The organism is Leisingera sp. M527 (assembly GCF_025141525.1).
Taxonomy (GTDB): Bacteria; Pseudomonadota; Alphaproteobacteria; order Rhodobacterales; family Rhodobacteraceae; genus Leisingera.
The window spans coordinates 474837-500721 of sequence record NZ_CP081037.1 but is presented as its reverse complement, the minus strand read 5'-3'; the positions used below and the strand labels follow the sequence as shown (position 1 = coordinate 500721).

The window sequence follows — 25885 nt, the reverse complement described above, 5'->3', positions numbered from 1 at the left end:
ACCGCACGGGAATCCGTCCGGCAGCCAAGGGGGCCGTTCATGACACGTTTCACCATCGCCTCGTTCAATGTCAAAAATCTGATCGGACCGGAGCGGGAATACTACCGTTTTCAAAGCTACACGCCCGAGGAATACGCCTGGAAAGCAGATTGGATGGCCGACCAGTTGCTGACGCTGAATGCGGATATCGTTGGGTTTCAAGAGATCTTTGAAGAGGCACCGCTGCGCCAGGTGATTACCGAGGCGGACCGGCGCGGGGCCGAGGCGAATGCAGCCAGCATCCCCGACCCCTCCAAGCGCTATCACCGCAAGGCGATTTTTCAGAAGCTGGCCTATGGGTCTTATGCTGAGGCTGCGCTGGCATTCGCTCCGAATGTTAATGACACTGGCGAGCCTGGAAAGCGGCGCCCAGGTCTTGCGGTCCTGTCGCGGTTCGGATTTGAAGGCGACGCAGAGGTGATCCAGGAGCTGGCGCAACCGCTGGACATTCCGATGGCTTGCCTGGGCGAAGATGACGACGCCGGGTTCTATACCCTGCGCCGCCTGTCGCGCCCGATTCTGAAAGTGCGCGTGCCGGTTGGCGATCTGGTCATCACCGTCTTCAACTGCCATCTGAAATCGAAGCTGGGTGAATACATCACACCGCAAGGGGCGGATTACGCCCCGGAATCCGTGCTGACAGCATATGACGCCGCGGGCCGTGCCCTGGGCTCCTTGCGTGCGGCATTACGGCGGATGGGAGAAGCCTGGGTGCTGCGCCGTGCGGTGCTGGACGAGTTGGAACAGGGCCGCCCGGTGATGGTGCTGGGGGATTTCAATGACGGCGAACACGCGGTCAGCAGTGAAATCATTTCGGGCGAGGCACCATTCAAGAACTACGCCTGGATGCTGCGCCATGATGCCCAGCACGGCGGTGACCGCTACAGCGAAGAAGAAGACAGGCAGATCCACGAAGCCATCGACCGGGTGCGGTTGCGATCGGCTGAGAAAATGTTCCTGAAGAAGAGCTTGCGTGACGTGGTCTACACCACCGCCTTTGGCGGCGTGCATGAGAGCATTGACCAGATCTACATGTCGCGCCATTTCGACCCTGCCTGGAGCAGCGCGCTGGGGGAGATGCAGTACTACAGTGTCTTCAACGATCATCTGACCGACGGCAGCCACCCGGAGGCGCCCTATAACAAGCTGGCATCAGACCATGGGCAGATCATGGCCCATATGGAGCTGCGTAGCTGAGGAGCATCGGAAAAATCAGATCTTTCCGGCCAATTTTCTTCCTCAAGAAAATTCCACCGCCTGTGGCAGGCGGCTGGTTTACCTCACCGCCCCGGCGCAGGTAGATTGCGGCGGAACAACAATGAGGCATTTCATGCAGATCGCAGACCTGGGCGATGTCCAGCTTCACTACCGCATTGACGGCGACGCGGATGGCGCGCCCATCGTCTTTGCCAATTCGCTGGGCACTGACCTCAGGGTCTGGGATGCGGTAGTAGACCTGCTGCCTGCGGGCCTGCGCGTTATCCGTTATGACAAGCGCGGCCATGGGCTGTCGTCCTGCCCGCCGGCCCCCTATTCGATGGGCGCGCTGGTGCGCGATGCGGAAAGGTTGCTGGATCATCTGGAGGTGCGCGATTGTGTTTTCGTAGGGCTGTCAATCGGCGGCATGATTGCACAAGGGCTGGCAGTGAAGCGGCTGGACCAGATCCGGGCGCTGGTGCTGTCGAACACTGCGGCCAAGATCGGCACCGCCGAGATGTGGAAGGACCGCGTGCAGATGGTGCAAGCGCAGGGTATCGGGGCACTGGCCGATGCCGTGATGGAGCGCTGGTTTTCCCGCGGCTATCGAGCGTCGCCTCAACTGCAGCTTTGGCACAACATGCTGGTTCAACAGTCCCGCGATGGCTATGCCGGCTGCTGCGCGGCAATTGCGGGCACTGATTTCTATACGCCGACCAGCGGTCTGCGGCTTCCCTGCCTGGGCATCGCGGGATCGGAGGACGGCGCCACACCGCCCGATTTGGTGCGCGAGACGGTCGATCTGATCCCCGGCAGCCGGTTCCACCTGATCCGCCGCGCAGGCCATATCCCTTGCGTCGAGCAGCCAGAGGAATACGCTGAACGCCTGACCGCTTTCCTGCAGGAGACCGGGCACATTGGCTGAGGTTCTTCTGATCCATGGATCCTGCCATGGCGCCTGGTGCTGGCGCGATGTGATCCCGGCGCTGGAAGCGACCGGCCACAGCGCCCGTGCAATCACCCTCCCCGGCCATGGCGACGGCCGGGATCCGGCAAGCGTCACTTTGGCAGAAACGGCTGAAGCCATCGCATCATCCTCCACTCCGGACACCCTTGTGCTAGGGCACTCCTGGGGCGGTTTCCCCATTTCCGCCGCGGCTGAGGCAGCACCTGAAAACCTGCGCGGATTGATCTATCTTTGTGCCTACATCCCAGTCAGCGGCATGTCCCTGATCGATATGCGCAAGGCTGGACCCCGGCAGACGCTGCAGGGCGCAACTGCCAAGAACCCGGCCAGCACAGGCTACAGGTTCCTGCCCGATACCGCGCCGGACCTATTCTATCACGATTGCCCGGCGGAAACTGTTCGCTTTGCTCTGCAGAACCTCTGCCTTCAGCCGATCCGGCCCCAGGACACAGCGGTCCAGCTGTCTGAACGGTTCGAAGGCGTGCCCAAGGCCTATATCCGCTGCTTAGGCGATCGGGTGATCCCGCCGGAATACCAGGCGCAAATGGCAGCGCAGCTGCCACCGCAGCGAGTCTACGACATGCAAACATCCCATTCGCCCTTCTTTGCGGACCCCGACGGGCTCGCCGATCTGATCGGGCACATCGCAAAGGACTTCTGATGGCAGGTTCCGTCTTTGACAGCCAGGTGTACGGTGATCTTTTTGGCAGCGGCGATGCCGGCCGCCTGTTCTCCGACAGCGCCGAAGTGCGCGCCATGCTGCTGGTGGAAGGCGCGCTGGCCAAGGCGCAGGGCGCGTCCGGGGTGATCCCGCAGGAAAGCGCCGCCGCAATCAGCCGGGCCGTGGTGGAAATCGCCATTGATCCCGGTGTTTTGAAGCGGCCCACAGGGCAGAACGGCGTGCCGGTGCCAGGGCTGGTCGCGGCCTTCCGGGAAGAAATGAAAGCGCCAGAGCACGCGCAGTACGTGCATTGGGGGGCCACCTCGCAAGACATCATGGACAGCGCGCTGATGCTGCGGCTGCGCCAGGTGCTGGCGCTGATAGAAACGGATTTGACCGCAGCAGTAAAAACGCTTGGCACATTGTCCAAAACACATGCAGAGCTGCCGATGGCCGCCCGCACCTATGGCCAGTACGCCACCCCGACCAGCTTCGGTGCGGTGGCGGCGGGCTGGGGTGCGCCGCTGCTGGGGTTGCTGGAGGAACTGCCTGGCTTGCGCCGCTCCTGCCTGCTGGTGTCCTTGTCGGGCGCTGCGGGAACCTCATCTGCATTGGGACCGAAAGCAGCCGAGGTACGTGCGGCCATGGCCAATGGGCTGGGGCTGGGCGATCCCGGACACAGCTGGCATACCAACCGCACCCCGGTCCTGCGGATTGCGGACTGGCTGGCGCGCGTGACGCTGGCATTCGGCAAGCTGGGAGAGGACGGCACCGCGCTGGTGCAAAGCGGTATCGGGGAGATTTCGCTGGGTGGTGCCGGCGCGTCCTCAACCATGCCGCAGAAACAAAACCCGGTAGCGCCTTCGGTTCTGGCGGCGCTGGCGCGGCAGGGCAGCGGTCTGCTTTCCGTCCTGCAGGGCGCTTCAATCCAGCAGCATCAGCGTGACGGGGCGGCCTGGTTCACCGAATGGATGTGCCTGCCCCAAATCGTGCTGGGCGCAGCCAGTGCCGCAAAGACCGGAAGGGCGCTCTGCGCCGGCCTCGCGCCGAATGCGGCGGCCATGGCATCCGCGTTGTCGGACGGGCTGGGCATAATCCACGCCGAGGCGTTGAGTTTTGCCCTCGCCGCAAAGATGCCGCGGCCTGATGCGCAGGCGGCGGTCAAGATGCTGTGCCAGGAAGCGCAATCCACACGAACCCCGCTGCAGGAGCTGGTGGCGCTGACGTACCCGGATGTGGACGCGGCAGCCCTGTTTGATCCGGCACAGCAGATGGGCCGGGCCCCGTGTGAAGCCTTGCAATTTGCCAAGAAGACAGAAGAACTGGGCGGCGAATAGAATCCGCTAAGGAGAGCAGAATTGCCTGTGCTGCCGGCAAAAACGGACGAGGGCGGCAGGGCTGAACGCCATAGCCGCCTATCCCTCGTCTTTGTCCTGGCGACCGTGATGATCGATGCCATGGGCATCGGGCTGATCATGCCGGTAATGCCCGGCCTGATCACCGGGGTGCAGGGCGGCTCGCTGGCGCAGGCAGCAGTTTGGGGCGGTGTGCTCAGCACTGTCTTTGCAGTGATGCAGTTCCTGTTCAGCCCGGTCCTCGGCAGCCTGTCCGACGCGGTGGGGCGCAGGCCGGTGCTGCTGGTGTCGCTGTTTGTGATGGCGCTGGACTATCTGATCATGGCCCTTGCCGGCACTATGTGGCTGCTGCTTCTGGGCCGCATTCTGGGCGGGATCACCGCCGCGACGCATTCGACAGCGGGTGCCTATATCGCCGACATTTCGCCGCCGGAAAAGAAGGCCGCCAATTTCGGCATGCTGGGTGCGGCCTTTGGTGCCGGATTCGTGCTGGGGCCGCTGATGGGCGGGCTGCTGGGCGAGTTGGGCACGCGGGCGCCGTTTTATGCCGCTGCGGTTCTGGTGCTGGTGAATTTCGCTTTCGGCTGGTTTGTGATGGGCGAAACGGTGCAGGACAAGAACCGCCGTTCCTTTGATTGGCGCCGCGCCAACCCGTTTGGCGCCTTCCGCGCAGTCGGGCGTATTCCGGGCATCAAGCCGCTGTTGTGGGTCTATTTCCTCTATTCTGTTGCGATCTATGTCTACCCTGCGATCTGGGCCTATTTCACGCTGGAACGTTTCGGCTGGCAGCCGCAGGTGATCGGCCTGTCGCTGGCGGTCTACGGTATCTCGATGGCTTTGGTGCAGGGCTGGCTGCTGCGCTATACCGTGATCTGGTTCGGCGAGCGGCGGACGGTGATCTGGGGGCAGCTGTTTGACTTTATCGCCTTTGGCATTCTCGCGTTTATTTCCAGCGGCACCCTTGCATTGCTGCTGATCCCGGTCTCGGCCCTGGGGGCAGTTGTCCAGCCCGCGCTGCAAGGAATGATGGCACAGGCAGTTGAGGACAACCAGCAGGGTGAACTGCAAGGGGTAGTGACCGCCGTCAATGCGCTGGCGATGATCCTGTCACCGCTGATGATGACGGCGGTGTTTGCCCGCTTCACCGGTGAAGGCGCCGGCCTCTACCTGCCTGGCGCGCCGTTCCTGCTGGCGCTGCTGATGATGGCGATTGGCTGCGTAGTGTTCCTGCGCAGCAAGACTTCCGTCGCGTAAAAGCGCCGCTCAGCGGCGCTGCTGCCGCATTCCGGCTTGCTTGCGGGGCGCCCACCGCGCCACGCTGCCTGAAAACGGGGAGAAAGAACATGCAAACCATCAAAGCCGCCGTCTGCCATGAATTCGGCGCCCCGCTGGTGATCGAGGAGGTGCAGCTGGCGCCGCCTGGAATGGGCGAGGTCGAGGTCACGCTGGACGCGGTTGCCATCTGCCACAGCGACATTTCCTTTGCCGAGGGCGCCTGGGGCGGGCATCTGCCTGCCGTCTACGGGCATGAGGCTGCCGGTGTGATCACCGCAGTTGGCACTGGTGTCCAAGGTTTTGCCGAAGGTGAATCCGTGGTTGTCACCTTGATCCGCAGCTGCGGCACCTGCCCCTCCTGTGCTGGCGGCAGGCCGGTGATCTGCGAAACGCCGCATGATACCGTGCGCGGCCCGCTGAAAACCGCGGACGGCAAACCGCTGGATCAGGCCATGGCCTGCGGCGCCTTTGCCGAGAAGGTTGTGGTGGACCAGCGCCAGATCGTGAAAATCCCGGAAGACATGGGTAAGGATGCCGCGGCGCTGGTTTCCTGCGGGGTGATCACCGGCGTGGGCGCGGTGGTCAATGCAGCGCAGCTGCGTGCGGGCCAGGATGTGGTGGTTATCGGCGCGGGCGGCGTCGGCCTCAACGCCATCCAGGGCGCCCGCATCGCCGGCGCCCGCCGCATCGTTGCAGTGGACATGAACCCCGGGAAACTGGAGATCGCCAAGGAATTCGGCGCCACCCACGGGGTGCTCGCCACCGAAGAAAAGCCATGGAAGGCCGCATACAAGGCGCTTGGCGGCCGCGGCGCTGATGCGGTGCTGATCACCGTTGGCGCCATCCCGGCCTATGACCAGGCCCCCCGCTACCTGGCGCGCGGCGGCAAGGCGGTGCTGATCGGGATGCCGCATTCAGGTGCCAAGGCTGCTTATGAACCGGTGGTTCTGGCAGCCATGGGCCAGGGGCTGATCGGCTCCAAAATGGGCGATGTGGTGATCCAGCGCGATATCCCCTGGATGGTAGACCTCTACCAGCAGGGCAGGTTGAAACTGGACGAGCTGATCTCGGGGCGCTGGCGCCTGGAACAGATAAACGAGGCGATTGCCGACACCAAGACTGGTTCAGCCAAACGCAATGTGATTGTCTTCGGCTGACACTTTCAAGGCGGAGCGCAGGGCGTGCTGAAATTTTTGACCGATCTCTTCAAACCCGAGGCCTCCAAGCCGCCGCCGATCACGTCTGAGGCATCGATGAATTTTGATGCCCGCAGTGTCGGCCCTTTCCTGACCCGGCTGGCCAATAATCCCCGTTTCGGCCTGCCTGCGGATTTCACCGCTTCCGTTGTCGGCGCGATCCAGGACATGGCGTTGAACGAAACCCGCCGCTGGCGGATTGACGGCGCCTTTGACGGGTCGCGGGTGCAGATCGAGATCGAGGTTTTTATAGACGAAGCAGAGGCCCCTGACCTGGCGTTTTTCAGCACAGGGGCCGCAATTGATGAGATCGGCAAGGAATTAGCAGCCTTTGCCGAGGCTTCGGAGACCTAAACTATGAAACTTCAAGATCTGGATATCATCGTAACCGCCCCGCCTGCCCCTGGCTGGGGCGGGCGTTATTGGATTCTGGTGAAAGTCACCACGGACACCGGCATCACCGGCTGGGGCGAATGCTACGCGTCGTCAGTGGGGCCCGATGCGATGACCCATGTGATCCGCGACGTATTCGCGCGCCACATGGAGGGCGAAAACCCGGAAAACATCGAACTGATGTTCCGCCGCGCCTATTCCTCGGGTTTCACCCAGCGTCCGGACCTCACAGTGATGGGGGCCTTCTCGGGCCTGGAAATCGCCTGCTGGGATATTCTGGGCAAAGACCGCGGGCGGCCAGTGCATGCGTTGCTTGGCGGGCGGATGAATGACCGCATCCGCGCCTATACCTATCTCTACCCGCTGCCGCATCAGGACATCATACCGTTCTGGACCTCGCCTGAAATGGCCGCCGAGGCCGCGGCACAAAAGGTGCACGAAGGCTATACTGCGGTGAAATTCGACCCCGCAGGCCCGTATACAATGCGCGGCGGGCATATGCCTGCGATGTCGGATATCTCGATGTCGGTGGCGTTCTGCAAGGCAATCCGCGATGCCGTGGGCGATAAGGCAGACTTGCTGTTCGGCACCCATGGCCAGTTCAGCACTGCCGGCGCCATCCGCCTGGGCCAGGCAATAGAACCCTATTCCCCGCTCTGGTTTGAGGAGCCGACGCCGCCTGACAATATCGAAGACATGGCCCGCGTTGCCCGCAACCTGCGCATTCCTGTGGCCACCGGCGAACGGCTGACCACAAAGGCGGAATTCGCTGCAGTGCTGCGGGCTGGTGCCGCCGAGATTCTGCAGCCCGCCCTGGGCCGCGCCGGCGGGATCTGGGAAATGAAAAAGGTTGCGGCCATTGCCGAAGTGTTCAACGCACAAATGGCGCCGCATCTTTATGCCGGACCGGTGGAATGGGCTGCCAACATCCACCTGGCAGCCTCAATCCCGAACATTCTGTTGCTGGAAACCATCGAAACCCCCTTTCACGATCAGCTGATCAAGGGATCTATCCGGGTAGAGAACGGATTTATCACCCCGCCGGAGGCACCGGGCCTGGGCATCGAAGTGGACGAAGACCTTGCCCGTGCCCATCCGTTCACCGGAACTGACTTGCACCTCAATATGCAAGAAGCGCCTTGTGATTACGCCAATGGCAACGCCTTTGCCGGTGGCTCTCCGCCGATCGTGGACTGAGGCCGTAATTCCTGGGTGACTTGGCCCGGAGAATAGAGGCAATATGCGGCAGACGACCAGCCAGGATGCCGCATATTGCCTGCCCAGAACAACGACCTCATCGACCCGGAAACGCCAGTCGACATGCAGGAACGCGCCGCAGCAGCGGCTGCTTTCCTCAAAACGCTTGCCCATGAAGGGCGGCTGATGATCCTATGCCATCTTGGCACCGGCGAGAAATCCGTGGGTGAGCTGGAAGCCCTGTTAAACATGCGCCAGGCCGCAGTCAGCCAAATGCTCGCCCGGTTGCGTGAAGATGATCTGGTTGCCACGCGGCGGGAAGGCAAGACGGTTTTCTATTCCCTGACTGACGGCAACACACAAGAATTGATAGCCTTGCTGTATAAGCAATTCTGCAGCGGCGCTTGAACGCTCGCGGCCGCGTGCAGCCAGGCAGCTTCGGCATGTTCTGCTTTAGGGCCGCAGAATTCAGGCCCGCGCTGCGCATGGCGCAGCGCCACGCCCAACCGGGAAGGCGCATTCTGCGAATGCGCCGGAACGGGCGGGAGAAGCCGCCTGCGGGTCGTCACACGTCAGACCGGACCGTTTGGGTCTGCACTCCCAATCCTTCGATCTCCAGCCGCATCACGTCGCCGGACTGCAGATAGACCGGTTGCGGTTTGCACCCCATGCCGACGCCTGGCGGGGTGCCGGTGGCGATCACATCGCCCGGATGCAAGGTCATCAGCTGGCTTAGATGCGAGATGATCTGAGCCACGGTGAACACCATCGTGGCCGTGGTTCCAGTCTGCCGCCGCGCGCCGTTCACATCACAGGTCAGCCACAGGTTCTGCGGGTCCGGCACCTCGTCCCGCGTCACCAGCCAGGGGCCGATCGGCCCGAAGGTGTCACAGCTCTTGCCCTTGGTCCATTGGCCGGTCAGCTTGGTCTGATAATCGCGCTCGGACACATCGTTGACCACGCAATACCCTGCCACATGGTTCAACGCGTCGTCTTCGGAGACATATTTTGCTGCGGTGCCGATCACCACGCCCAGCTCGACTTCCCAATCCGCCGCCACTGAGCCGCGCGGCAGGATCACGTCATCGTCCGGTCCGCAAATGGCAGAGGTCGCCTTGAGGAACAGGATCGGATGCTCTGGCAGCGCCATGCCCATCTCTTCTGCGTGATCGGTGTAGTTGAGGCCGATGCCAAGGAACTTCCCCGTCTGCCCGGCACATGGCGCCAGCTCCAGGTTTCCCTCCACCAGCGGCAGTTCCGCCGGGTCCAGCGCTGCCAGCCGGCCCAAGGCTTCGTCCCCCAGCACCGCACCGGTGATGTCCGGCACATGCGCCGATAGATCCCGGACTGCGCCTGTGTCGTCCAGAAGACCCGGCCGTGTTTCGCCGCCCGCGCGGTACCGCAGCAGTTTCATGTTCTGGTTCCCTGTCTCAATTCCTGGATCAGTTGGAGACGTAGCCCGCCACCACCTGCAATAGCTTGAATGCCGTGGAGGCGTCATTTTCCACCACTGCCAGAAATTCTTCCTCGCCGATCCGCAGGCAGCTGAGGTCCGTCGCCGCGATCATGCTCAGCGCCCGGGCTTCATGGCGGATCAGACCCAGTTCCCCCACCAGCCGCCCGGGGCCAACCGTGGTAATCAGCCGGTCCTCGCCGCCCGGCTGCGGCAAGTAAAGCTCTGCCTCGCCTTCAAGGATCATATATGCCCCGTCCGATGCTTCATCATCTTTAAGGAACACCACCTCGCCCGCCTTGGCATCATACCAGCGGGCGCCAAAGGCCAGAAGACGAAGCTGGCGGCGGTTCAAGCCGGAGAACAGTTCAGTCTGCTCCAGTGCCCTCAGCTTGCGGGCCAGGTCCTGGCTGGCCGCCCCGTCGCCCGCTGCCGCGGCCTGCGCCTCGTCGCTGACCAGTCGGCCCTGGCGCAGTTCAAAGAAGACGTCAAACACATCCGGGCTCTGAAAGCTGGGGGCAAGATAGATCAGCGTGGTGCCGGGCAAAAGTTTTCGCAGGTTCTTATGCACCGCGACGCGGGTTTCCAGATCATAGCTTGCCATTGCGGAATCGAGGATCAGGATATCCGGTTTCTTGATTGTGGCCCGGCAAAAGGCCAGCGGTTCGGCAAAGCTGGCGGCCAGCCCCTGCCCGCCCACCGCAATCGGCATGTCAAAGATCAGCTCCACCACCTGGTCGCGCAAGCCTTCGCGCACCATCAGTTCCGAGACCAGTTTGCGAACCTCATCGCCCTTGGCCCCGGCAGCATCCGATATTTTGCCGAACAGAGCGTTTTCCAGAACCGTCAGCGTGGGGGCGATGGCCTCTTCCGCAAACGGCACAAAGCCGGCGCCCAAAGCCTTAAGCAGGCTTTGCCCGTGACTGCGGCGGAAGCCTAGGATCCGCTCTTTCATCTCCTCCTCAAAGGCCGGGCCGATCTGTTCCGCCGAAATGGTGAAAGGCACGATCAGCAGCTGCGCCAGCTCCTCGCGGCTGAGCGCCGCCGCATTGACGGTTCCGGGCCGGTCGGCCAGCGACAGCGCTGTTTCATAGGCGCCCACATCCAGGCCCAGCTTGCGGAACAGCGGGTGGCCAGTGCCATCCATACCAAAGATCTGCCGCAGCATCTCCACCACATCACGGGTCAGCGCCACCAGCCCTTCGTCCAGCCCCAGCTGCTTGAGCTGGTCGAGAAATTCCGCATGCCCATGCAAGACCTCGCCGGTCATGGCTTGCTGCGAGGCTGCAAACAGCAGGTTTTCCGCAACCGGCAGCGCCGGGTTGTATGCTTCTGGTTCCAGAAAATGCACGTGCACATCCAGACCGGCGTCCAGAATCGCCTTGCGCACCGAAGCGCGCAATCCGACCAGCCGCTCTGCCAGATCCGGGTGGGCAGGTGCCTCGAAACACTGTTCGATACCCCGGCGGAACAGGGCGGTATCGGATCCGATCCCCTCAACCAGCTGCAGCCACCAGCTCCGCAGTTCCGCCTCGCTGGAGAAACCCGCCAGTTTGGGATCAAGCCAGGGCGCATCAAAGGGATCCGGGCTGTTGCCCGCGCGTTTGGCTATTTCCAGCTGTTGCAAGTTGTGGGCCGCGCCCAACGGGCGCAGCCGCATTGGCATCATCACGTTGTCGCCAAAAGATCCCTGAAACAGAACCGGCCGCGAGGTGGCATAGCCGATCCGCGCCGCCACCGTTGCCTGGTGCATCCCGCTGAGGTTCTGCCCGGCCACCGTCACCGTCCCTGTTGCGGGCAGAATTTCCCGCGTCAGCAGTTCCGCCAGAGCTCGGCGGTCTTCCTCGGAGGGGGCTGCGATACCGATAACCTGCCCTGCGGGGAAGGTTGCGCTCAGCTCCTCCAGCACCGGATTACCATCCGTGTCACGCACATTGACCGCATCCAGGACCACATCTCCGCGCAGGCGCTCCAGCTCCTCCGGCTCGCCGGCCAGCAGTTTTTCATCCACCATGCCCTGCGGCGCAAAGCGCTCCAGGATCACGTCCCAGCGCAATCCCATGTCCTGGGTCTGGTTGTAATAGGTCAGCAATTCCTTCCAGGGCGATGCCAGGTCCTTGTAGGCTGCCAGCGCCGCCACCAATGCGCCCAATGAGACTTTGCCCTGCAGCACCAGAAAGCCGCCGACGGCATAAAAGAAAAACGGCGTCAGCTGGGTGATGAAGTTGTTGAGAAACTTCATGAAGAATTTTTTCTGGTAGATCTCGAAGCGGATGTCATACAGCCGCCCCAGCCGCGCCGTGATGATCGCCATCCGGTACCGCCAGCCGCCATTGATCCGCAGCGTCGCGGCGCCCGCGGCGCTTTCGCCGATCTCAGTGGCCAGCGCCCGCACCTGTTTGATGCGTTTTTTGTTCAGCAGGTTGATCTGCCGTTGCAGCATCGGGATCAGCCAGCCTTGCAGCGGGATGAGCGCGATGGCTGCCATTCCGAACCAGAAATTCTGCAGGAACAGGAAAAACAGGATGGTCAGCATCTGCCCGGCTTGCAGCACCGGCTGGCTGACCGCATCCCCCATCAGCCCGCCCATCGGCTCGGATTCCGAAGTGACCATCGACACCAGTTCGCCCTGGCTGACCCGTTCAAAGTAAGGTTGCGGAAAGCGCAGCACCCGGGCGATCAGCTGATAACGGAAGCGGCGCAGCATCCGCTCGGCCAGCACCCCCTTCATGGTGTTGATGCGCATTTTCAGCAGGCCGTGGCACAGCACCGCCAACAGAAAGCCGCCGCACAGAATCCACAGGAAGGTCAGCTGATCAAAGCTTTGCCCCATCAGGGTTATGGTGGAGGTCTCAGCACCGATTGCATCATTGATGATCCGTTTCGGCAGCTCCAGCGTCAGGTAAAGAAGCGGAAACAAGCAGGCCGTGACCAGCAGCAGCACCAGCTGGTCGCGTTTCGAGTACTTCCAGATGAAACGGAACAAAGAGCGTTCGATGGGGAAAGCTCCATAAATGGCGGCTTCGGATGTGGTCTGCCTTATGGGTAGCGCGGTTTGGCAGGAACAGGCAATGGGCAGAACACCGCCTTGTCCCGTTGCGGCACCCTGCCGGCGCGGCATTTGCCAGACGGCAAAAAATCCGTAAGGTTCCAGCGAGGTATCCATGCTGGAGGTCAATAGGTTTGCCGGAATATGTCGGATCCGTTCTGCTGCTGCTCTGCGCGTTGCAGGTCAAGCACCTGTTTGCCGACTTCTTTCTGCAAACCCCCAAGATGCTGTCCGGCCGCTGCGCCTATGTCCATGCGGGGCGTGCCCAGCATGCGGGTGTCCACGTGATCGGCTCGGCCATTGTCTACGCGTTGTTCAGCGCCCCTGTGCCGTTCATCCTGGTGCTGGCGGCGCTGGAATGGGTCGTGCATTTTCACATCGACTTCGGCAAGGCCCGGTTTTCTGAGCGCAAAAAGCTGAACCCGCAGCAAGCGATGTTCTGGCAGGCCATGGGATCAGATCAGGCACTGCACCAGCTGACTTATATCGCCATGGCCTGGGCCTGGGTGAAATACGCGGCGATGTAACCGCACCCGCAAGCTGGGGGCCAGCCCCCAGACCCCCGGAGTATTTTTGCAAAGAAGAAGCTGGATGACAGCCCCGCCTTCGGCTCTGCGCTAGTACACCCGCCGCAAGCGAATTTTCTAAGGCACGACCGGCCTGTCCCGTTTGATCGTGCGCAGCACCACATTGGTCTGGGCGCTGGCAACTGCTGGCAGGCGGAACAGGAAATCCTCCAGAAACCGGTTATAGGCATCCAGATCCGGAGCCAGGACCCGCAGGTGATAATCGGACTGCCCAGTTGTTGCGTAACATTCCTGAACCAGCGGGCTGCTCTCAACCGCGCGAATGAATTCCACCAGTTTGTCCGGGTCGTGGCGGGTTAAATGCACATGCACGATAGCCTGGAACCCCAGCCCCATTGCCGGTGCATTCACCACCGCACCGTAACGTTCAATAATGCCCGCCTCCTCCAACGCCCGCACCCGGCGCCACAGGGCCGACGGCGACATGCCCACGGCCTCAGCCAGATCGGCGTTGGAGATGCGGGAGTCTTCCTGCAGCAAGGTGAGGATACGGGAATCGCGGTCATCAAGTTTCATATTCCGGTCACTTTCTTCACCAAATACCTGCCATCCGGGAATTCTAACCATAAATCCCCGCAAAAACAGTAACTCGGGCAAATCTTTTCAGACATTGTGGATTACTTTTCCGGAAAGCACCTCTTCCGCGCAAGGATTCCCCGAGATGACCAAGCTGAGCCACGATTTCCGCAGCTACAAGCTGGACGACCGGTATGAAATGACCCAGGGCAGGGTTTTCCTGACCGGCACCCAGGCCTTGGCCCGGATTATGCTTGATCAGGCGCGCCGCGATCAGGAGGCCGGCTTGAATACCGCGGGCTTTGTCTCAGGTTACCGCGGCTCGCCTTTGGGCGCGGTCGATTTGGAATTCTGGCGCGCCAAGGACCGGATGCGGGCAAACCGGATCAAGTTCATGCCTGCGGTGAACGAGGACCTTGGCGCAACAGCTGTCCTGGGTGCGCAGCAGGCCGTGCTGGACCCGCATTGCGAGGTCGGGGGTGTGTTTTCCATGTGGTACGGCAAGGGGCCGGGCGTCGACCGCTCCGGCGATGCGCTGAAGCATGGCAACGCCTATGGCTCCTCCGCAAAGGGCGGTGTGCTGGTGGTGGCTGGTGACGACCACGGCTGTGTCAGTTCCTCGATGCCGCATCAGTCGGATGTGGCCTTCATGTCCTGGTTCATGCCGGTGCTGAACCCCGCAGATGTGTCGGAATATCTGGCTTTCGGCGAATACGGCTTTGCCCTGTCGCGCTACTCCGGCACTTGGGTCGGCTTCAAGGCGGTGTCGGAAACCGTGGAAAGCGCGCGCTCGGTGGACCTGCAGCCGGACCGTGAATTTATCTACCCCGAGCTGGCGGATTACCCGGGCGGGCTGCATATCCGCCGCGCCGACCTGCCCTCGCCCGAGATTGAGACCCGTATCCACGCCAAGCTGGATGCAGTTCGTGCCTTTGCCGAGGCCAACCCGATCGACAAGCGGATTTACGACATCAAGGACGCGCGTTTTGGCTTTGTTTCCACCGGCAAAGGGCATCTGGATCTGATGGAAGCGCTGCGGCTTCTGGGGCTGGATGAGGCCGCCTGCCGCCGCCTGAAGATCGACATTTACAAAGTCGGTATGGTCTGGCCGCTGGACCGCACCGACGCGCTGAAGTTCGTTAAAGGCAAGCAGGAAGTGCTGGTTGTCGAGGAAAAGCGCGGTATCATTGAAAGCCAGTTCAAGGAAAACTTCTATGACTGGCCCGGCAGCAAACCCGAAAAGATGGTCGGCAAATACGACAGCCAAGGGGAACCTCTGATCCCCTGGACCGGGGAGCTGAGCCCGCTGCTGCTTGCCCCCATTGTTGCCGCGCGGCTCGATAGTTTTTTCCCGGAGGAAAACCTGCCAGCCAAGGCGGTAGCACTCACGGCGGAACCGCCGAAGCTGTTGAACGTGCCCGGTGCCACCCGTACGCCCTATTTCTGCTCCGGCTGCCCGCACAACAGCTCCACCAAGCTGCCCGAAGGATCCAAGGCGTTTTCCGGCATCGGCTGCCATGTGATGGCCAGTTGGATGGACCGCGATACAGCCGGCTATGCGCAGATGGGCGGCGAAGGCGTGCCCTGGACCGTGGCCTCGCAGTTCAATGGAAACAAGCATGTGTTCCAGAACCTGGGCGAAGGCACCTGGTATCATTCCGGCTCGCTGGCGATCCGCCAGGCAGTCGCGGCCGGCACCAATATCACGTACAAGATCCTGTATAATGATGCGGTGGCGATGACGGGAGGCCAGCCGGTGGACGGGCCGGTCTCGGTGCATGGTATCGCCCAGACCTGCCGCGCCGAGGGGGTGGAACGGATTGCATTGGTCTCGGACGACATCGGCAAGTTTGTCCGCAGCGACTTCCCCGCCGGCACCACCTTCCATGACCGCAGCGCGCTGGACACGGTACAGCGGGAATTGCGGGACATCTCCGGCGTCACTGTTCTGATCTACGAACAGACCTGCGCCACTGAAAAACGCCGCCGCCGAAAGCGGGGCAAGATGGAGGACCCGAAACGCTTTGCCTTCATCAACGATCTGGTGTGTGAGGGGTGTGGTGATTGCTCGGTTGAATCCAACTGCCTGAGCGTCGAGCCGAAGGAAACGCCCTTTGGCCGCAAGCGCAAAATCAACCTGTCCACTTGCAACAAGGATTTCTCCTGCCTGAACGGCTTCTGCCCTTCTTTTGTCACTGTCGAAGGGGGCACCCGGAAGAAGAAAAAGCGCGCTGGTCTGGACGCCGCCGCATTGACCGCCAAACTGCCGGCGCCGGAACTGCCCTCTCTCAAGACGCCGTTCGACCTGCTGGTCACCGGAGTCGGCGGCACCGGTGTTGTCACGGTCGGCGCGCTGATCACCATGGCGGCGCATCTGGAAGGCAAAGGATCAAGCGTGCTGGATTTCACCGGCTTTGCGCAGAAGTTCGGCACTGTCCTCAGCTACATCCGGCTGTCCAAAGAACCCGGCACCTTGAACCAGGTGCGCATCGAACAGGGCGGCGCGGATGCAGTTATCGGCTGCGACGTGGTGGTCAGCTCGGCGCCCAAGGCCTCGGCCCATTACCGCGCAGGCACCAAGGTGGTGCTGAACCGGGCGGAAATGCCCACTGGCGATCTGGTGCTGCGCCGCGATGCTGATTTGATGGCAGGCCTGCGCGAGAAAACCATTGCCGAGGCCGTCGGAGAGCAAAACCTGTCCGGTTTCAACGCCAATGAGGCCGCCGAGACAATGTTGGGCGACGCTGTGCTGGCAAATGTCATGATGCTGGGTTTTGCCTGGCAGCAAGGGCTGGTGCCGGTCAGTGCCGGGGCGCTGGACCAGGCGATTGAGCTGAACGGCGTTGCCATTGAAAGAAACCGCCTCGCCTTTGCCATAGGCCGTGCCATGGCGGAGGACCCGAAACTGGTCGCCAGCCACTTTGAGGAGACGCCCGCAAAGACGGAAACTTTGGACGCGCTGATCGAACGCCGCGCCACTTTCCTCACCGGCTATCAAAACATGGCTTACGCGGGGCGTTACACCGCTGCCCTGAACCGGTTCCGCGACGCTCTGCCCGCAGAGGCACAGGAAGGCCTGACCGCAGCCGCAGCGCGGGCGCTGTTCAAACTGATGGCTTACAAAGACGAATATGAAGTTGCCCGTCTGCTGACCAGCGACGCCTTCCAGCACCAGCTAGAGGATGAGTTCGAAGGGGATTTCAGTGTCAAGTACCACCTCGCACCGCCTTTGCTGAACTGGAAAAAGGACACCCGCGGACGCCCGGTAAAACGGGCCTTTGGGGCCTGGCTGCGACCGGCGATGCACTTGCTGGCCAAGGGCAAGACGTTGCGCGGTTCGGCCTTCAACATCTTCGGCTACCACGAGGAAGCCCGCCTGCACCGCGATCTGCTGACCTGGTTTGAGACCGCGCTGAAGACCATCGCCAGCCGTTACAGTGCCGATGCGCATGAGGCCTGCCTGAAGGTACTGAAAGCGCCGATGGATATCCGCGGCTATGGCCCGGTCCGGCTGAAAGCGGCTGAGGAGGCGCGCGCGCAGGCTGAGGATATTCTCCGCAGCCTGTAATACCACACGCCCGCGGCCGCGGCTGGTGCCTCAGACGTCCCAGTGCTGTTTGGTGAATTCGGTGAAGTCCGCCATCTCTTCGGACAACGGCTCGCGCCCGGTAAAGACCTTGAGATACTCGGGCGTCACCTCCAGCCGGTGCGCGTGGCTTTCATTCGGATCCGCCATCTCATAGCCGAGCTGCATGTAGTACAGCACCTTGGCCCGGGTCACTGCTTCCCGGTCCGCATAGCCGTAGCGGGCAAACATCGCCGTCAGCGCCTCGACCCGGCGCCGGTCCGAGCGGTCCAGCAGGCTGCGCACCTTGCCGGAACGGCGCGACCAGTCACGCACGGCAAAGTCCAGCGCAGTGTTGAACAGATCAGGGTTGGCGATGCACTGGAACACATTCAGCACTGCCCCGGTGATGGCCTTGGCCGGCGCCTCGGCCTGGCGGACCATGCCGGCGGTATTGGTCTGCTCCCAGGTCTTGAGCAGCGCATCCAGCAAGTCCTGGCGTGATTTGAAATACCAGTAGAACGACGAACGCGAAACCTGCATCCGCTCGGCCAGCGCCAGCACTTTCACCTGCTCCACCCCGTCCGAGATCAGCACATCCATCGCGACATTCAGCCAGTCGTTGCGGGTGACCTTAATGTTGCCGACCAGCGGCTCGGCTTCCGGATCGTCCCGGTGCAGAACAGTTTTTTGCGCCATGTGCGACCTTTCGGAATGCGTGCGTTCCTTGGCATCCTAAGCCGGGCTGACTGCTGGCGCCAACAAGGCAATCCTGTCAGCAGCCATTTGCGGCAAGGACCAAGTGGCGCCGGGGCCACAGCATGTCCGCAGCCTCCGGAGGGCAGGATTTTACATTGCACCATAAAACACGTGCCGGCACGCTAATGTGAGAAACTGTTATTCCTCCTTGGGACACCGGACCGAAAACACCGGATATGCAGGGCGATTGCGGGCTGACGGCACTGGGCGGCGCCCACAGTGCAACCGGAAAACCCATCAATTTTTCCTTGCACAACGGGCATCTGGGCAAATGGGGTTTGACTAAGCAGCCTTCAGCGCGCGAAGGTGAGGCCAAAAAACAGGGGAAAACACGATCTCATGAGTGCCTTGAACCAGCTGGGCGGACAATTCTGAATGCGCCCGCTGCTTTCCGTTGAAAATCTCAGCATTGGGTTTGGCAAGGGCGACTCCGTCGTGAAGGACGTGAGCTTTGCTGTGCAGCCAGGCGAAACACTCGCCTTGGTCGGGGAAAGCGGCTCGGGCAAAACGGTCTCTTGCCGGGCGGTGCTGCGTATCCTGCCGAAGGTGGCGCAGCTGCGCTCCGGGCGCATTTTGCTGAACACCCGTGGCAGCGAGCTTGACCTTGCGACGCTTGACGAACGGCGGATGCGCGACGTGCGCGGCAATACCGTCGCAATGATTTTTCAGGAGCCGATGCGCTCGCTTTCCCCGCTGCACCGGATCGGAAATCAGGTGTCCGAAGTGCTGTGGCTGCATGGCCGCAAGTCCGAACGCAAGGCACGCAAGGAGGTCCTTGAATGCTTTGAGCGGGTCGGGTTCTCCGATCCGGAACGCACCTACAGATCTTATCCCTTCGAACTGTCCGGCGGGATGCGCCAGCGGGCGATGATCGCCATGGCCATGGTGGCCAAGCCGGACCTGCTGATCGCGGATGAGCCGACCACGGCGCTGGACGTGACCACACAGGCCCAGGTTCTGGGGCTGATGAAAGAGCTGCAGCGCGAAACCGGTATGGCGATGATCCTAGTCACGCATGACCTGGGCGTGGTCGCCAATATGGCAGAGCAAGTGGTGGTGATGCACAAGGGCCGGGTAATGGAATCCGGCCGTGCGGAACCGATGCTGCGCACCCCTGCCCACCCCTACACTAAGGCCCTGTTCAACGCTGCCCCGGAAATCCCGGATGAAGCGGTCGTCGCCATCCCGCCACCACGCGATGACCTGATCATGGAAATGAAGTCGGTTTCCAAGACCTACACATTAAGAGCCGGCAAGGGCTGGCAAGCTCCGACCCTGATCCACGCCTGCCGCGAGGTTGATTTGCGGTTGGCCCGCGGAAAAACCCTGGCAGTTGTCGGCGAAAGCGGGTCGGGCAAGACCACGGCGGCACGAATTGCCTTGGGGGCAGAGCTGCCGGATCCCGGCGGCGAGGTGCTGTTCCGCCCTGATCCTGACCAGCCGGCGGTCACCGTGCACAGCATGGACCGCGCCGCGCGCACCGCCTTTCAACGGCAGGCCCAGATGGTGTTCCAGGATCCTTACTCCTCGCTGTCGCCCCGGATGCGCATTCAGGACACTTTGGTGGAGCCTCTGGAAATCCACCGCATCGGTTCCCGCGCCGAACGCCGGGACAAGGCGGCGGACATGCTGCGGCTGGTTGGCCTGTCCCCGGACATGCTTAAACGCTACCCGCACGCATTTTCCGGCGGTCAGCGCCAGCGGCTGTCGATCGCACGCGCGCTGATGCTGGAGCCGGCGCTGATCGTCTGCGACGAACCGACCTCGGCGCTGGATGTTTCAGTGCAAGAACAGATCCTGTTGCTGCTCGAGGAAATCCGCGACCGGCAGAACCTGTCTTATCTGTTCATCAGCCATGATTTGGCCGTGGTGGCCCGCATCGCAGATGAGGTCGCCGTGATGCGGCGAGGACTGATTGTCGAGCAGGCACCGCCGGAAACCTTGTTCTATAATCCTCAGCACCCCTACACCAAGGCGCTGATCGCAGCCCAGCCGGAACCCGATATTGACCGGCCCATCGACTTGAAACTGGTGGCCCAGGGCGCAGGCGCGCCGGACTGCTGGCCCGAGGAATTCCGCTTTAACGGATCTGATGCCCCGCGACTGGTAAACCTGAAACACCTGGAACCCGGCCATAAGGTGCGCTGCCATGCTTGATGTCCTGAAACCCCTTTTGACGGCTGCCTTCTGCCTTGCCCCGCTTTCTGCCCTGTGCGGCCCCGAGGTTCAGGAAAGCAAGTTCTGGAGTTCCGAAGTCAAGGCGGGCTATCTGCCCCCAGTGGCCAAACGCCTGCCAGAGGTGCCGCTTGTGGTCGACCTGGCGGCCAAGGGCCGGGACTTTGGCATCGAGGGCGGCACGCTGAACACCATGGTGACCCGTTCCAAGGATATCCGCCAGATGGTGGTATACGGCTATGCCCGCCTGGCGGGCTATGACGAACGCTACCGGCTGCAGCCTGACATTCTGCTGGGCTATGAGAACGAAGGGAACCGGCGTTACACCCTGAAACTGCGGCGCGGCCACCGCTGGTCCAGCGGCGATCCCTTCACCTCTGCCGATTTCCGCTACTGGTGGGAAGATGTCGCCAACCATAAGCTGCTCAGCCCGGCCGGTCCGCCGGATTTCCTGCGCGTGAACGGCAAGCTGCCGCGCGTGAGCTTTCCCGACGAAACCACAATCATCTATGAATGGGACGACCCGAACCCCAGTTTCCTGCACATGCTGGCCCAGGCGCGCCCGCCTTTCATCTACCGGCCGGCGGAATACTTGAAACAATTCCACGCCGATTACGCCGACCCGGATGTGCTGGAAGAGGAAGTCGACTATGCCCGCGTCAAAAGCTGGGCTGCGCTGCACAACAAATACGACAACATGTACAAGTTCGATAACCACGAGCTTCCGACGCTGCAGCCCTGGATCAACGCCTCGCCAGGCAAGAAGATCCGCCACCAGTTTGTGCGCAATCCCTATTACCACCGGATCGACAGCCGCGGTGTGCAGCTGCCTTATATCGACACCGTGGAAATGGAAATCGTGACCGCCGGCCTGGTAGCGGCCAAGTCCAACGCAGGGGAAGCCGACCTGCAGGCCCGCGGTTTGGGGTTCCGGGATATTCCGATCCTGCGCAAAGGCGAAAAAGACGGCGCAAACTACAAGACTTATCTCTGGGGCTCCGGTGCCGCCTCGCAGATTGCAATCTATCCGAACCTGAATGCCAAGGATCCGGTCTGGCGCGAGGTGCTGCGCGATGTCCGGGTGCGCCGGGCGCTGTCCTTGGCTATCAACCGCCGGGCCATCAACCGGGCGCTCTATTTCAACCTGGCCAAGTCCGGCGCCATGACGGTGCTGGAGCAGAGCGAGTTTTTCGACCCCGCCCTGCGTGCCGCCTGGGCGGATTTCGACCCGGAGCAGGCCAATCGCCTGCTGGACGAGGCCGGCCTTACAAAGAAAGACGCCTATGGCATCCGCTATCTGGACGACGGGCGGCTGATGGAGCTGGTCGTGGAAACAGCCGGTGAGCGTCAGGAAGTCGAGAATGCACTGCAGATAATCTCGGACGACTGGCGTGATGTCGGGGTCAAACTGGTTATGCGCCCGCTGGACCGCGACATCCTGCGCAACCGGGTGTTTTCCGGCAGCACCATGGCTTCTGCCTGGTTCGGCTGGGACAATGGCTTGCCGCAGGTCTACACCTCGCCTGCCTATCTGGCGCCAACAGACCAGGTGTTCCTATCCTGGCCGAAGTGGGGCCAGTTCTATCAAACCGGCGGCGACGCAGGCGAGCCGCCAGACATGGCTCCGGCACAGCAGCTGATGGATCTGATGCAGGACTGGAACATGGCCACCACAGATGCCGAGCGTGCCGCCGCCTGGCGCGCCATGCTGCAAATCCACGCTGATCAGGTTTATGCCATCGGGGTTGTGGCCGCCGCACCGCAGCCCGTCGTGGTCAGCAACCGCCTGCGCAATGTGCCCAAACAGGCAATATGGGCCTGGGACCCCGGTGCCCATTTCGGCCTTTACCGTCCGGATGAGTTCTTTTTTGAGGATGGCGAGGGCTGATGGAAATTCTGCGTTACGCCATTTACCGCTTTGGCACCATGCTGCTTACGCTTCTGGTGGTGTCGGTGCTGGTCTTTGCCATCATCAACCTGCCGCCCGGCGACTATCTGTCCAACCAGATTGCCGAGCTGCAGGCCACCGGCCAGTCCGCAGGCGTCGCCAAGGCGGAATTCCTGCGGCAGGAATATGCGCTCGATAAACCGCTGTGGCAGCAATACATGATCTGGATGGGCTTCATGCCCGGCCCGCACGGGTTCTCCGGCATGATCCAGGGAAATTTCGGCTGGTCATTCGAGTTCGACAGCCCGGTTGCCGATATCGTCGGCGACAGCCTGTGGCTTACAGTTCTGGTAAACCTGTCCGCCGTGGTTTTTGTCTATGCAGTGGCGCTGCCGCTGGGGGTGCTGGCTGCCGCGCGGGCCCGCACCTGGATTGATTACACCTCGGCCTTTATCGGTTACCTGGGTCTCGCTACGCCAAACTTCCTGCTGGCACTGATCCTGTTCTACTATGGCCACCGCTGGTTCGACCTGCCGATCGGCGGGCTGATGGCCCCCGAATACGAAGGCGTGCCGATGAACTGGGACAAAGTGAAGTCCATTCTCGTCCACCTGATCGTTCCAACCTTCGTGATCGGCACTGCCGGAGCGTCCGCGATGATGCAGCGCCTGCGCGCCAACATGCTGGACGAACTTGGCAAGCCATATGTGGAAACTGCCATCGCCAAGGGCATGAAACCCTCACGGATGCTGGCCAAGTATCCGCTGCGTGTCGCCTTCAACCCCTTTGTCGCCGACATCGGCAACCTGCTGCCGGCAATGATCTCAGGCTCGGTGCTGGTGTCGGTGGTGCTGGGATTGCAAACCATCGGGCCGACCCTGCTGACGGCGCTTAAAACCCAGGACATGTTCCTGTCGGGCTTCGTGCTGATGTTCGTTGCTTTGCTTACGCTGATCGGCACCATGGTTTCAGATGTTCTGCTGGTGCTGCTTGACCCGAGGATCCGGTATGAGGGGCGCGGCGCATGACCCGGCTGCCTGATGGACGTTATGTCGATGATGAACCTTTCGACCCGCAGGCCTCGCTGCTGGAGCTGGAGCGCAAGGACCTGGACGCGCCGAACTGGCTGCTGGTCTGGCGCAAATTCAAGACCCACAAGCTGGGACTGATTTCAGGCCTGTTCCTATTGGTCGCCTACCTCATGATCCCGTTCGCCGGCTTCCTTGCGCCCTACGGACCAAACCAGCGCTTTTCAGAGCATCTGTATTCCCCGCCGCAATCGATCAAGCTGTTCCACGAGGGCGCGTTCGTGGGACCCTTCGTTTATCCAATGACCTCCGAGGCCAACCTGGAAACCTTCCAGTGGGAGTTCAGCCCCGACACCTCGCGTCCGCTGAAGCTTGAATTCTTCTGTGAGGGCCAAACCTATAAACTGGCCGGTCTCATCGAAAGCAACCGCCACCTGTTCTGCGCAACCGAAGAGGCGACGATCTTTATCCTGGGGTCCGACCGGCTGGGCCGCGACATCTTCAGCCGCGTTTCCTATGGTGCGCAGCTGTCGCTTACTGTGGGGCTGATCGGCATTTCCGTGTCCTTCGTCCTTGGCATCTTCTTTGGCTCAATGGCCGGGTATTTCGGCGGCAAAACCGACTGGCTGATCAACCGGGTGATCGAAGTCCTGCGGTCCCTGCCCGAGCTGCCCTTGTGGCTGGCACTGTCTGCCGCGGTGCCCTCGAACTGGTCGCCGGTTGCGGTGTTCTTTGTCATCTCGATCATCCTTGGCATTCTCGACTGGCCGGGGCTTGCAAGATCGGTGAGGGCAAAATTCCTGTCCCTGCGCGAAGAGGAATACGTGCGCGCTGCCGAAATGATGGGGGCCTCTTCCGGCCGCGTCATCCGCAAACATCTGCTGCCGAACTTCATGTCGCATCTGATCGCCTCGGCCACGCTTTCAATCCCGGCGATGATCCTGGGCGAGACCGCGCTGTCATTCCTCGGCCTTGGCCTGCGCGCGCCGGCGGTCAGCTGGGGCGTGATGCTGAATGACGCGCAAAACCTGGCCTCGATCGAAATCTACCCCTGGACCGCGATCCCGATGCTGCCGATTGTGATTATTGTTCTGGCATTCAATTTCCTCGGTGACGGGTTGCGCGACAGCCTGGATCCTTACCAGCAATGACCCTGCTCACTGCCCTGCCGGCGCCAGGCAGCTACCGCCTCACCGGCACAGGACACTGGCGCAGCGCCTTTGCGGTGACAGAACTTGCCAATGCCTCAGTCGCCGCCGTGGGGTTGGAACTGGCGCGGCTGGTACAGGCGCTGAACCTTGCGCCCGTTGCACCGGACGTCACGGTGGACCAGCGCCTGGCCTCATTCTGGTTCAGCTACAGTTTCCGCCCCGAGGGCTGGGAGCTTCCCAGCCTGTGGGATCCGGTGGCCGGCAATTATGAAACCGCAGATGGCTGGATCCGCCTGCACACCAACCTGCCGCACCACCGGCAAGCTGCCCTGAAAGTACTAGACTGCGCGGGAGACCGTGCGGCCGTGGCAGTTGCCGTGAAACAATGGCAGGCCAGTCATCTCGAAGACGAAATCGTAAACGCAGGCGGTGCGGCCGCCGCCATGCGCAGCCGAGCGGCTTGGCTGTCGCATCCGCAAGGTCTTTCTGTGGCGGCGGAACCGCTGATCCTATGGCGGTCGCCCCGTGTTATCCAACTGCGTGAGCGGCCAAAGGCAACAGCCGAACGCCCGCTGGCCGGACTGAGAGTGCTGGACCTCACGCGGGTGTTGGCCGGTCCGGTTTCCACCCGCACTCTGGCCGGATTTGGCGCCGATGTGCTGCGTATCGACCCGCCCGGCTGGGACGAACCTGGTGTCATCACCGATGTTGCGCTGGGTAAGCGCATGGCCACCTTGGATCTGCGCAATACAGCGGACCGGCAGCGGTTTGAGGCGTTGCTGTCCAAGGCCGATGTGCTGGTGCATGGCTACCGTCCCGGTGCGCTGGATGGTCTGGGCTACGGCGCGGACGCCCGCCGCCGGATCGCTCCCAATGCGGTTGAAGCCTCTCTGGATGCCTATGGCTGGACCGGCCCCTGGGCCCTGCGGCGCGGTTTTGACAGCCTCGTGCAGATGAGTGCTGGCATCGCCGATACAGGCCGCGTCCAGGCCAAGACGGACGATCCGCAGCCTTTACCGGTACAAGCGCTGGACCATGCCACGGGTTATTTGATGGCAGCAGCGGTGCTCTCGGCCTTGGCAACTGCTGCCCAAGGGGCGGCAGTGCCCGCAGCGCATCTATCGCTTGCCCGCACCGCAGAACTGCTTGGTGGAATGCAGAAATGTGCCGGCGGACCGTATGTCGCCAAACCGGCACACAGCGACTTCACCCAGGAGATCGAAAACAGCGGCTGGGGGCCGGGCCGCCGCCTTGCTGCGCCGCTTGCCCTGGACACCAGCAAAATGCGCTGGGGCCGGCCCGCCTCCCATTGCGACAGCGCCCCGGCATGCTGGCCGGAATAACCAATAAAAATGCGACGCTACCCTTTCTGGCTTGCAGCCAGTTCACCCCGGAATACTTTCAACCAGAACGAAACCGGTATCCGCAGCGGCG

At 61.9% G+C, this 25885-nt stretch carries 20 protein-coding genes; 16 read left to right on the top strand and 4 right to left on the bottom strand.

Annotated elements, in window-relative coordinates; genetic code table 11:
- The first annotated feature begins 39 nt into the window (after positions 1–39).
- From K3555_RS02540 to K3555_RS02500, 9 genes are all read left to right on the top strand, one after another.
- Positions 40–1236, top strand: coding sequence for an endonuclease/exonuclease/phosphatase family protein (locus K3555_RS02540; RefSeq protein WP_260007274.1), 1197 nt, complete (start codon positions 40–42; stop codon positions 1234–1236).
- A gap of 133 nt (positions 1237–1369) precedes the next feature.
- Positions 1370–2161, top strand: coding sequence for a 3-oxoadipate enol-lactonase (pcaD, locus tag K3555_RS02535; RefSeq protein ID WP_260007273.1), 792 nt, complete (start codon positions 1370–1372; stop codon positions 2159–2161).
- Positions 2154–2864 (top strand): alpha/beta fold hydrolase, encoded by a 711-nt coding sequence (locus K3555_RS02530; protein WP_260007271.1) that lies wholly within the window; start codon positions 2154–2156, stop codon positions 2862–2864. Before pcaD ends, K3555_RS02530 begins: the two co-directional genes overlap by 8 nt.
- Entirely contained in the window at positions 2864–4201 is a 1338-nt protein-coding gene (locus tag K3555_RS02525; RefSeq protein ID WP_260007269.1) for an adenylosuccinate lyase family protein, read from the top strand. Before K3555_RS02530 ends, K3555_RS02525 begins: the two co-directional genes overlap by 1 nt.
- Positions 4202–4309: 108 nt before the next feature.
- Positions 4310–5473: a TCR/Tet family MFS transporter gene (locus K3555_RS02520; RefSeq protein WP_260008475.1), complete on the top strand. Its 1164-nt coding sequence runs from the start codon at positions 4310–4312 to the stop codon at positions 5471–5473.
- Between the two features lie 89 nt (positions 5474–5562).
- Complete coding sequence (locus K3555_RS02515; RefSeq protein ID WP_260007268.1) at positions 5563–6651, top strand: Zn-dependent alcohol dehydrogenase; 1089 nt, start codon at positions 5563–5565, stop codon at positions 6649–6651.
- A gap of 24 nt (positions 6652–6675) precedes the next feature.
- Complete coding sequence (locus tag K3555_RS02510; protein WP_260007267.1) at positions 6676–7044, top strand: hypothetical protein; 369 nt, start codon at positions 6676–6678, stop codon at positions 7042–7044.
- 3 nt (positions 7045–7047) lie between these two features.
- Positions 7048–8280 carry a mandelate racemase/muconate lactonizing enzyme family protein gene (locus K3555_RS02505; protein ID WP_260007266.1) on the top strand — a complete coding sequence of 411 codons (1233 nt, stop codon included), beginning with the start codon at positions 7048–7050 and terminating at the stop codon, positions 8278–8280.
- Positions 8281–8403: 123 nt separating this feature from the next.
- On the top strand, positions 8404–8688 hold the full coding sequence (locus K3555_RS02500; protein ID WP_129372959.1) for a helix-turn-helix transcriptional regulator: 285 nt from the start codon (positions 8404–8406) through the stop codon (positions 8686–8688).
- Between the two features lie 157 nt (positions 8689–8845).
- On the opposite strand, the gene K3555_RS02495 is transcribed toward K3555_RS02500, so the two are convergent.
- A complete protein-coding gene (locus K3555_RS02495) occupies positions 8846–9694 on the bottom strand; it encodes a fumarylacetoacetate hydrolase family protein (RefSeq protein WP_260007264.1) in 849 nt (282 codons plus the stop codon).
- 28 nt (positions 9695–9722) lie between these two features.
- Positions 9723–12680 (bottom strand): ABC transporter transmembrane domain-containing protein, encoded by a 2958-nt coding sequence (locus K3555_RS02490; protein WP_260008474.1) that lies wholly within the window; start codon positions 12678–12680, stop codon positions 9723–9725.
- Between the two features lie 236 nt (positions 12681–12916).
- On the opposite strand from K3555_RS02490, the gene K3555_RS02485 reads away from it, so the two are divergent.
- Positions 12917–13309, top strand: coding sequence for a DUF3307 domain-containing protein (locus tag K3555_RS02485; protein ID WP_259989765.1), 393 nt, complete (start codon positions 12917–12919; stop codon positions 13307–13309).
- Positions 13310–13426: 117 nt separating this feature from the next.
- Here the strand turns inward: K3555_RS02485 and K3555_RS02480 are convergent, their stop codons facing one another.
- Complete coding sequence (locus K3555_RS02480; RefSeq protein WP_027257545.1) at positions 13427–13885, bottom strand: Lrp/AsnC family transcriptional regulator; 459 nt, start codon at positions 13883–13885, stop codon at positions 13427–13429.
- A gap of 145 nt (positions 13886–14030) precedes the next feature.
- On the opposite strand from K3555_RS02480, the gene K3555_RS02475 reads away from it, so the two are divergent.
- Positions 14031–17453: an indolepyruvate ferredoxin oxidoreductase family protein gene (locus K3555_RS02475; RefSeq protein ID WP_260007263.1), complete on the top strand. Its 3423-nt coding sequence runs from the start codon at positions 14031–14033 to the stop codon at positions 17451–17453.
- Positions 17454–17483: 30 nt separating this feature from the next.
- On the opposite strand, the gene K3555_RS02470 is transcribed toward K3555_RS02475, so the two are convergent.
- Positions 17484–18149 (bottom strand): TetR/AcrR family transcriptional regulator, encoded by a 666-nt coding sequence (locus K3555_RS02470; protein WP_129372017.1) that lies wholly within the window; start codon positions 18147–18149, stop codon positions 17484–17486.
- Positions 18150–18584: 435 nt separating this feature from the next.
- Between K3555_RS02470 and K3555_RS02465 the strand changes: the two genes are divergently transcribed.
- From K3555_RS02465 to K3555_RS02445, 5 genes are read left to right on the top strand one after another with little or no spacing between them, the layout of a single operon-like run.
- A complete protein-coding gene (locus tag K3555_RS02465; RefSeq protein ID WP_260007261.1) occupies positions 18585–20366 on the top strand; it encodes an ABC transporter ATP-binding protein in 1782 nt (593 codons plus the stop codon).
- Entirely contained in the window at positions 20359–22272 is a 1914-nt protein-coding gene (locus K3555_RS02460) for an ABC transporter substrate-binding protein (protein WP_260007259.1), read from the top strand. Before K3555_RS02465 ends, K3555_RS02460 begins: the two co-directional genes overlap by 8 nt.
- Positions 22272–23300 carry an ABC transporter permease gene (locus tag K3555_RS02455; protein ID WP_129372020.1) on the top strand — a complete coding sequence of 343 codons (1029 nt, stop codon included), beginning with the start codon at positions 22272–22274 and terminating at the stop codon, positions 23298–23300. Before K3555_RS02460 ends, K3555_RS02455 begins: the two co-directional genes overlap by 1 nt.
- Positions 23297–24451 carry an ABC transporter permease gene (locus K3555_RS02450; protein WP_259994853.1) on the top strand — a complete coding sequence of 385 codons (1155 nt, stop codon included), beginning with the start codon at positions 23297–23299 and terminating at the stop codon, positions 24449–24451. The genes K3555_RS02455 and K3555_RS02450 overlap by 4 nt, the downstream gene beginning before the upstream one ends.
- Positions 24448–25794 (top strand): CoA transferase, encoded by a 1347-nt coding sequence (locus K3555_RS02445; RefSeq protein ID WP_260007258.1) that lies wholly within the window; start codon positions 24448–24450, stop codon positions 25792–25794. The genes K3555_RS02450 and K3555_RS02445 overlap by 4 nt, the downstream gene beginning before the upstream one ends.
- The last annotated feature ends 91 nt before the right edge of the window (positions 25795–25885 follow it).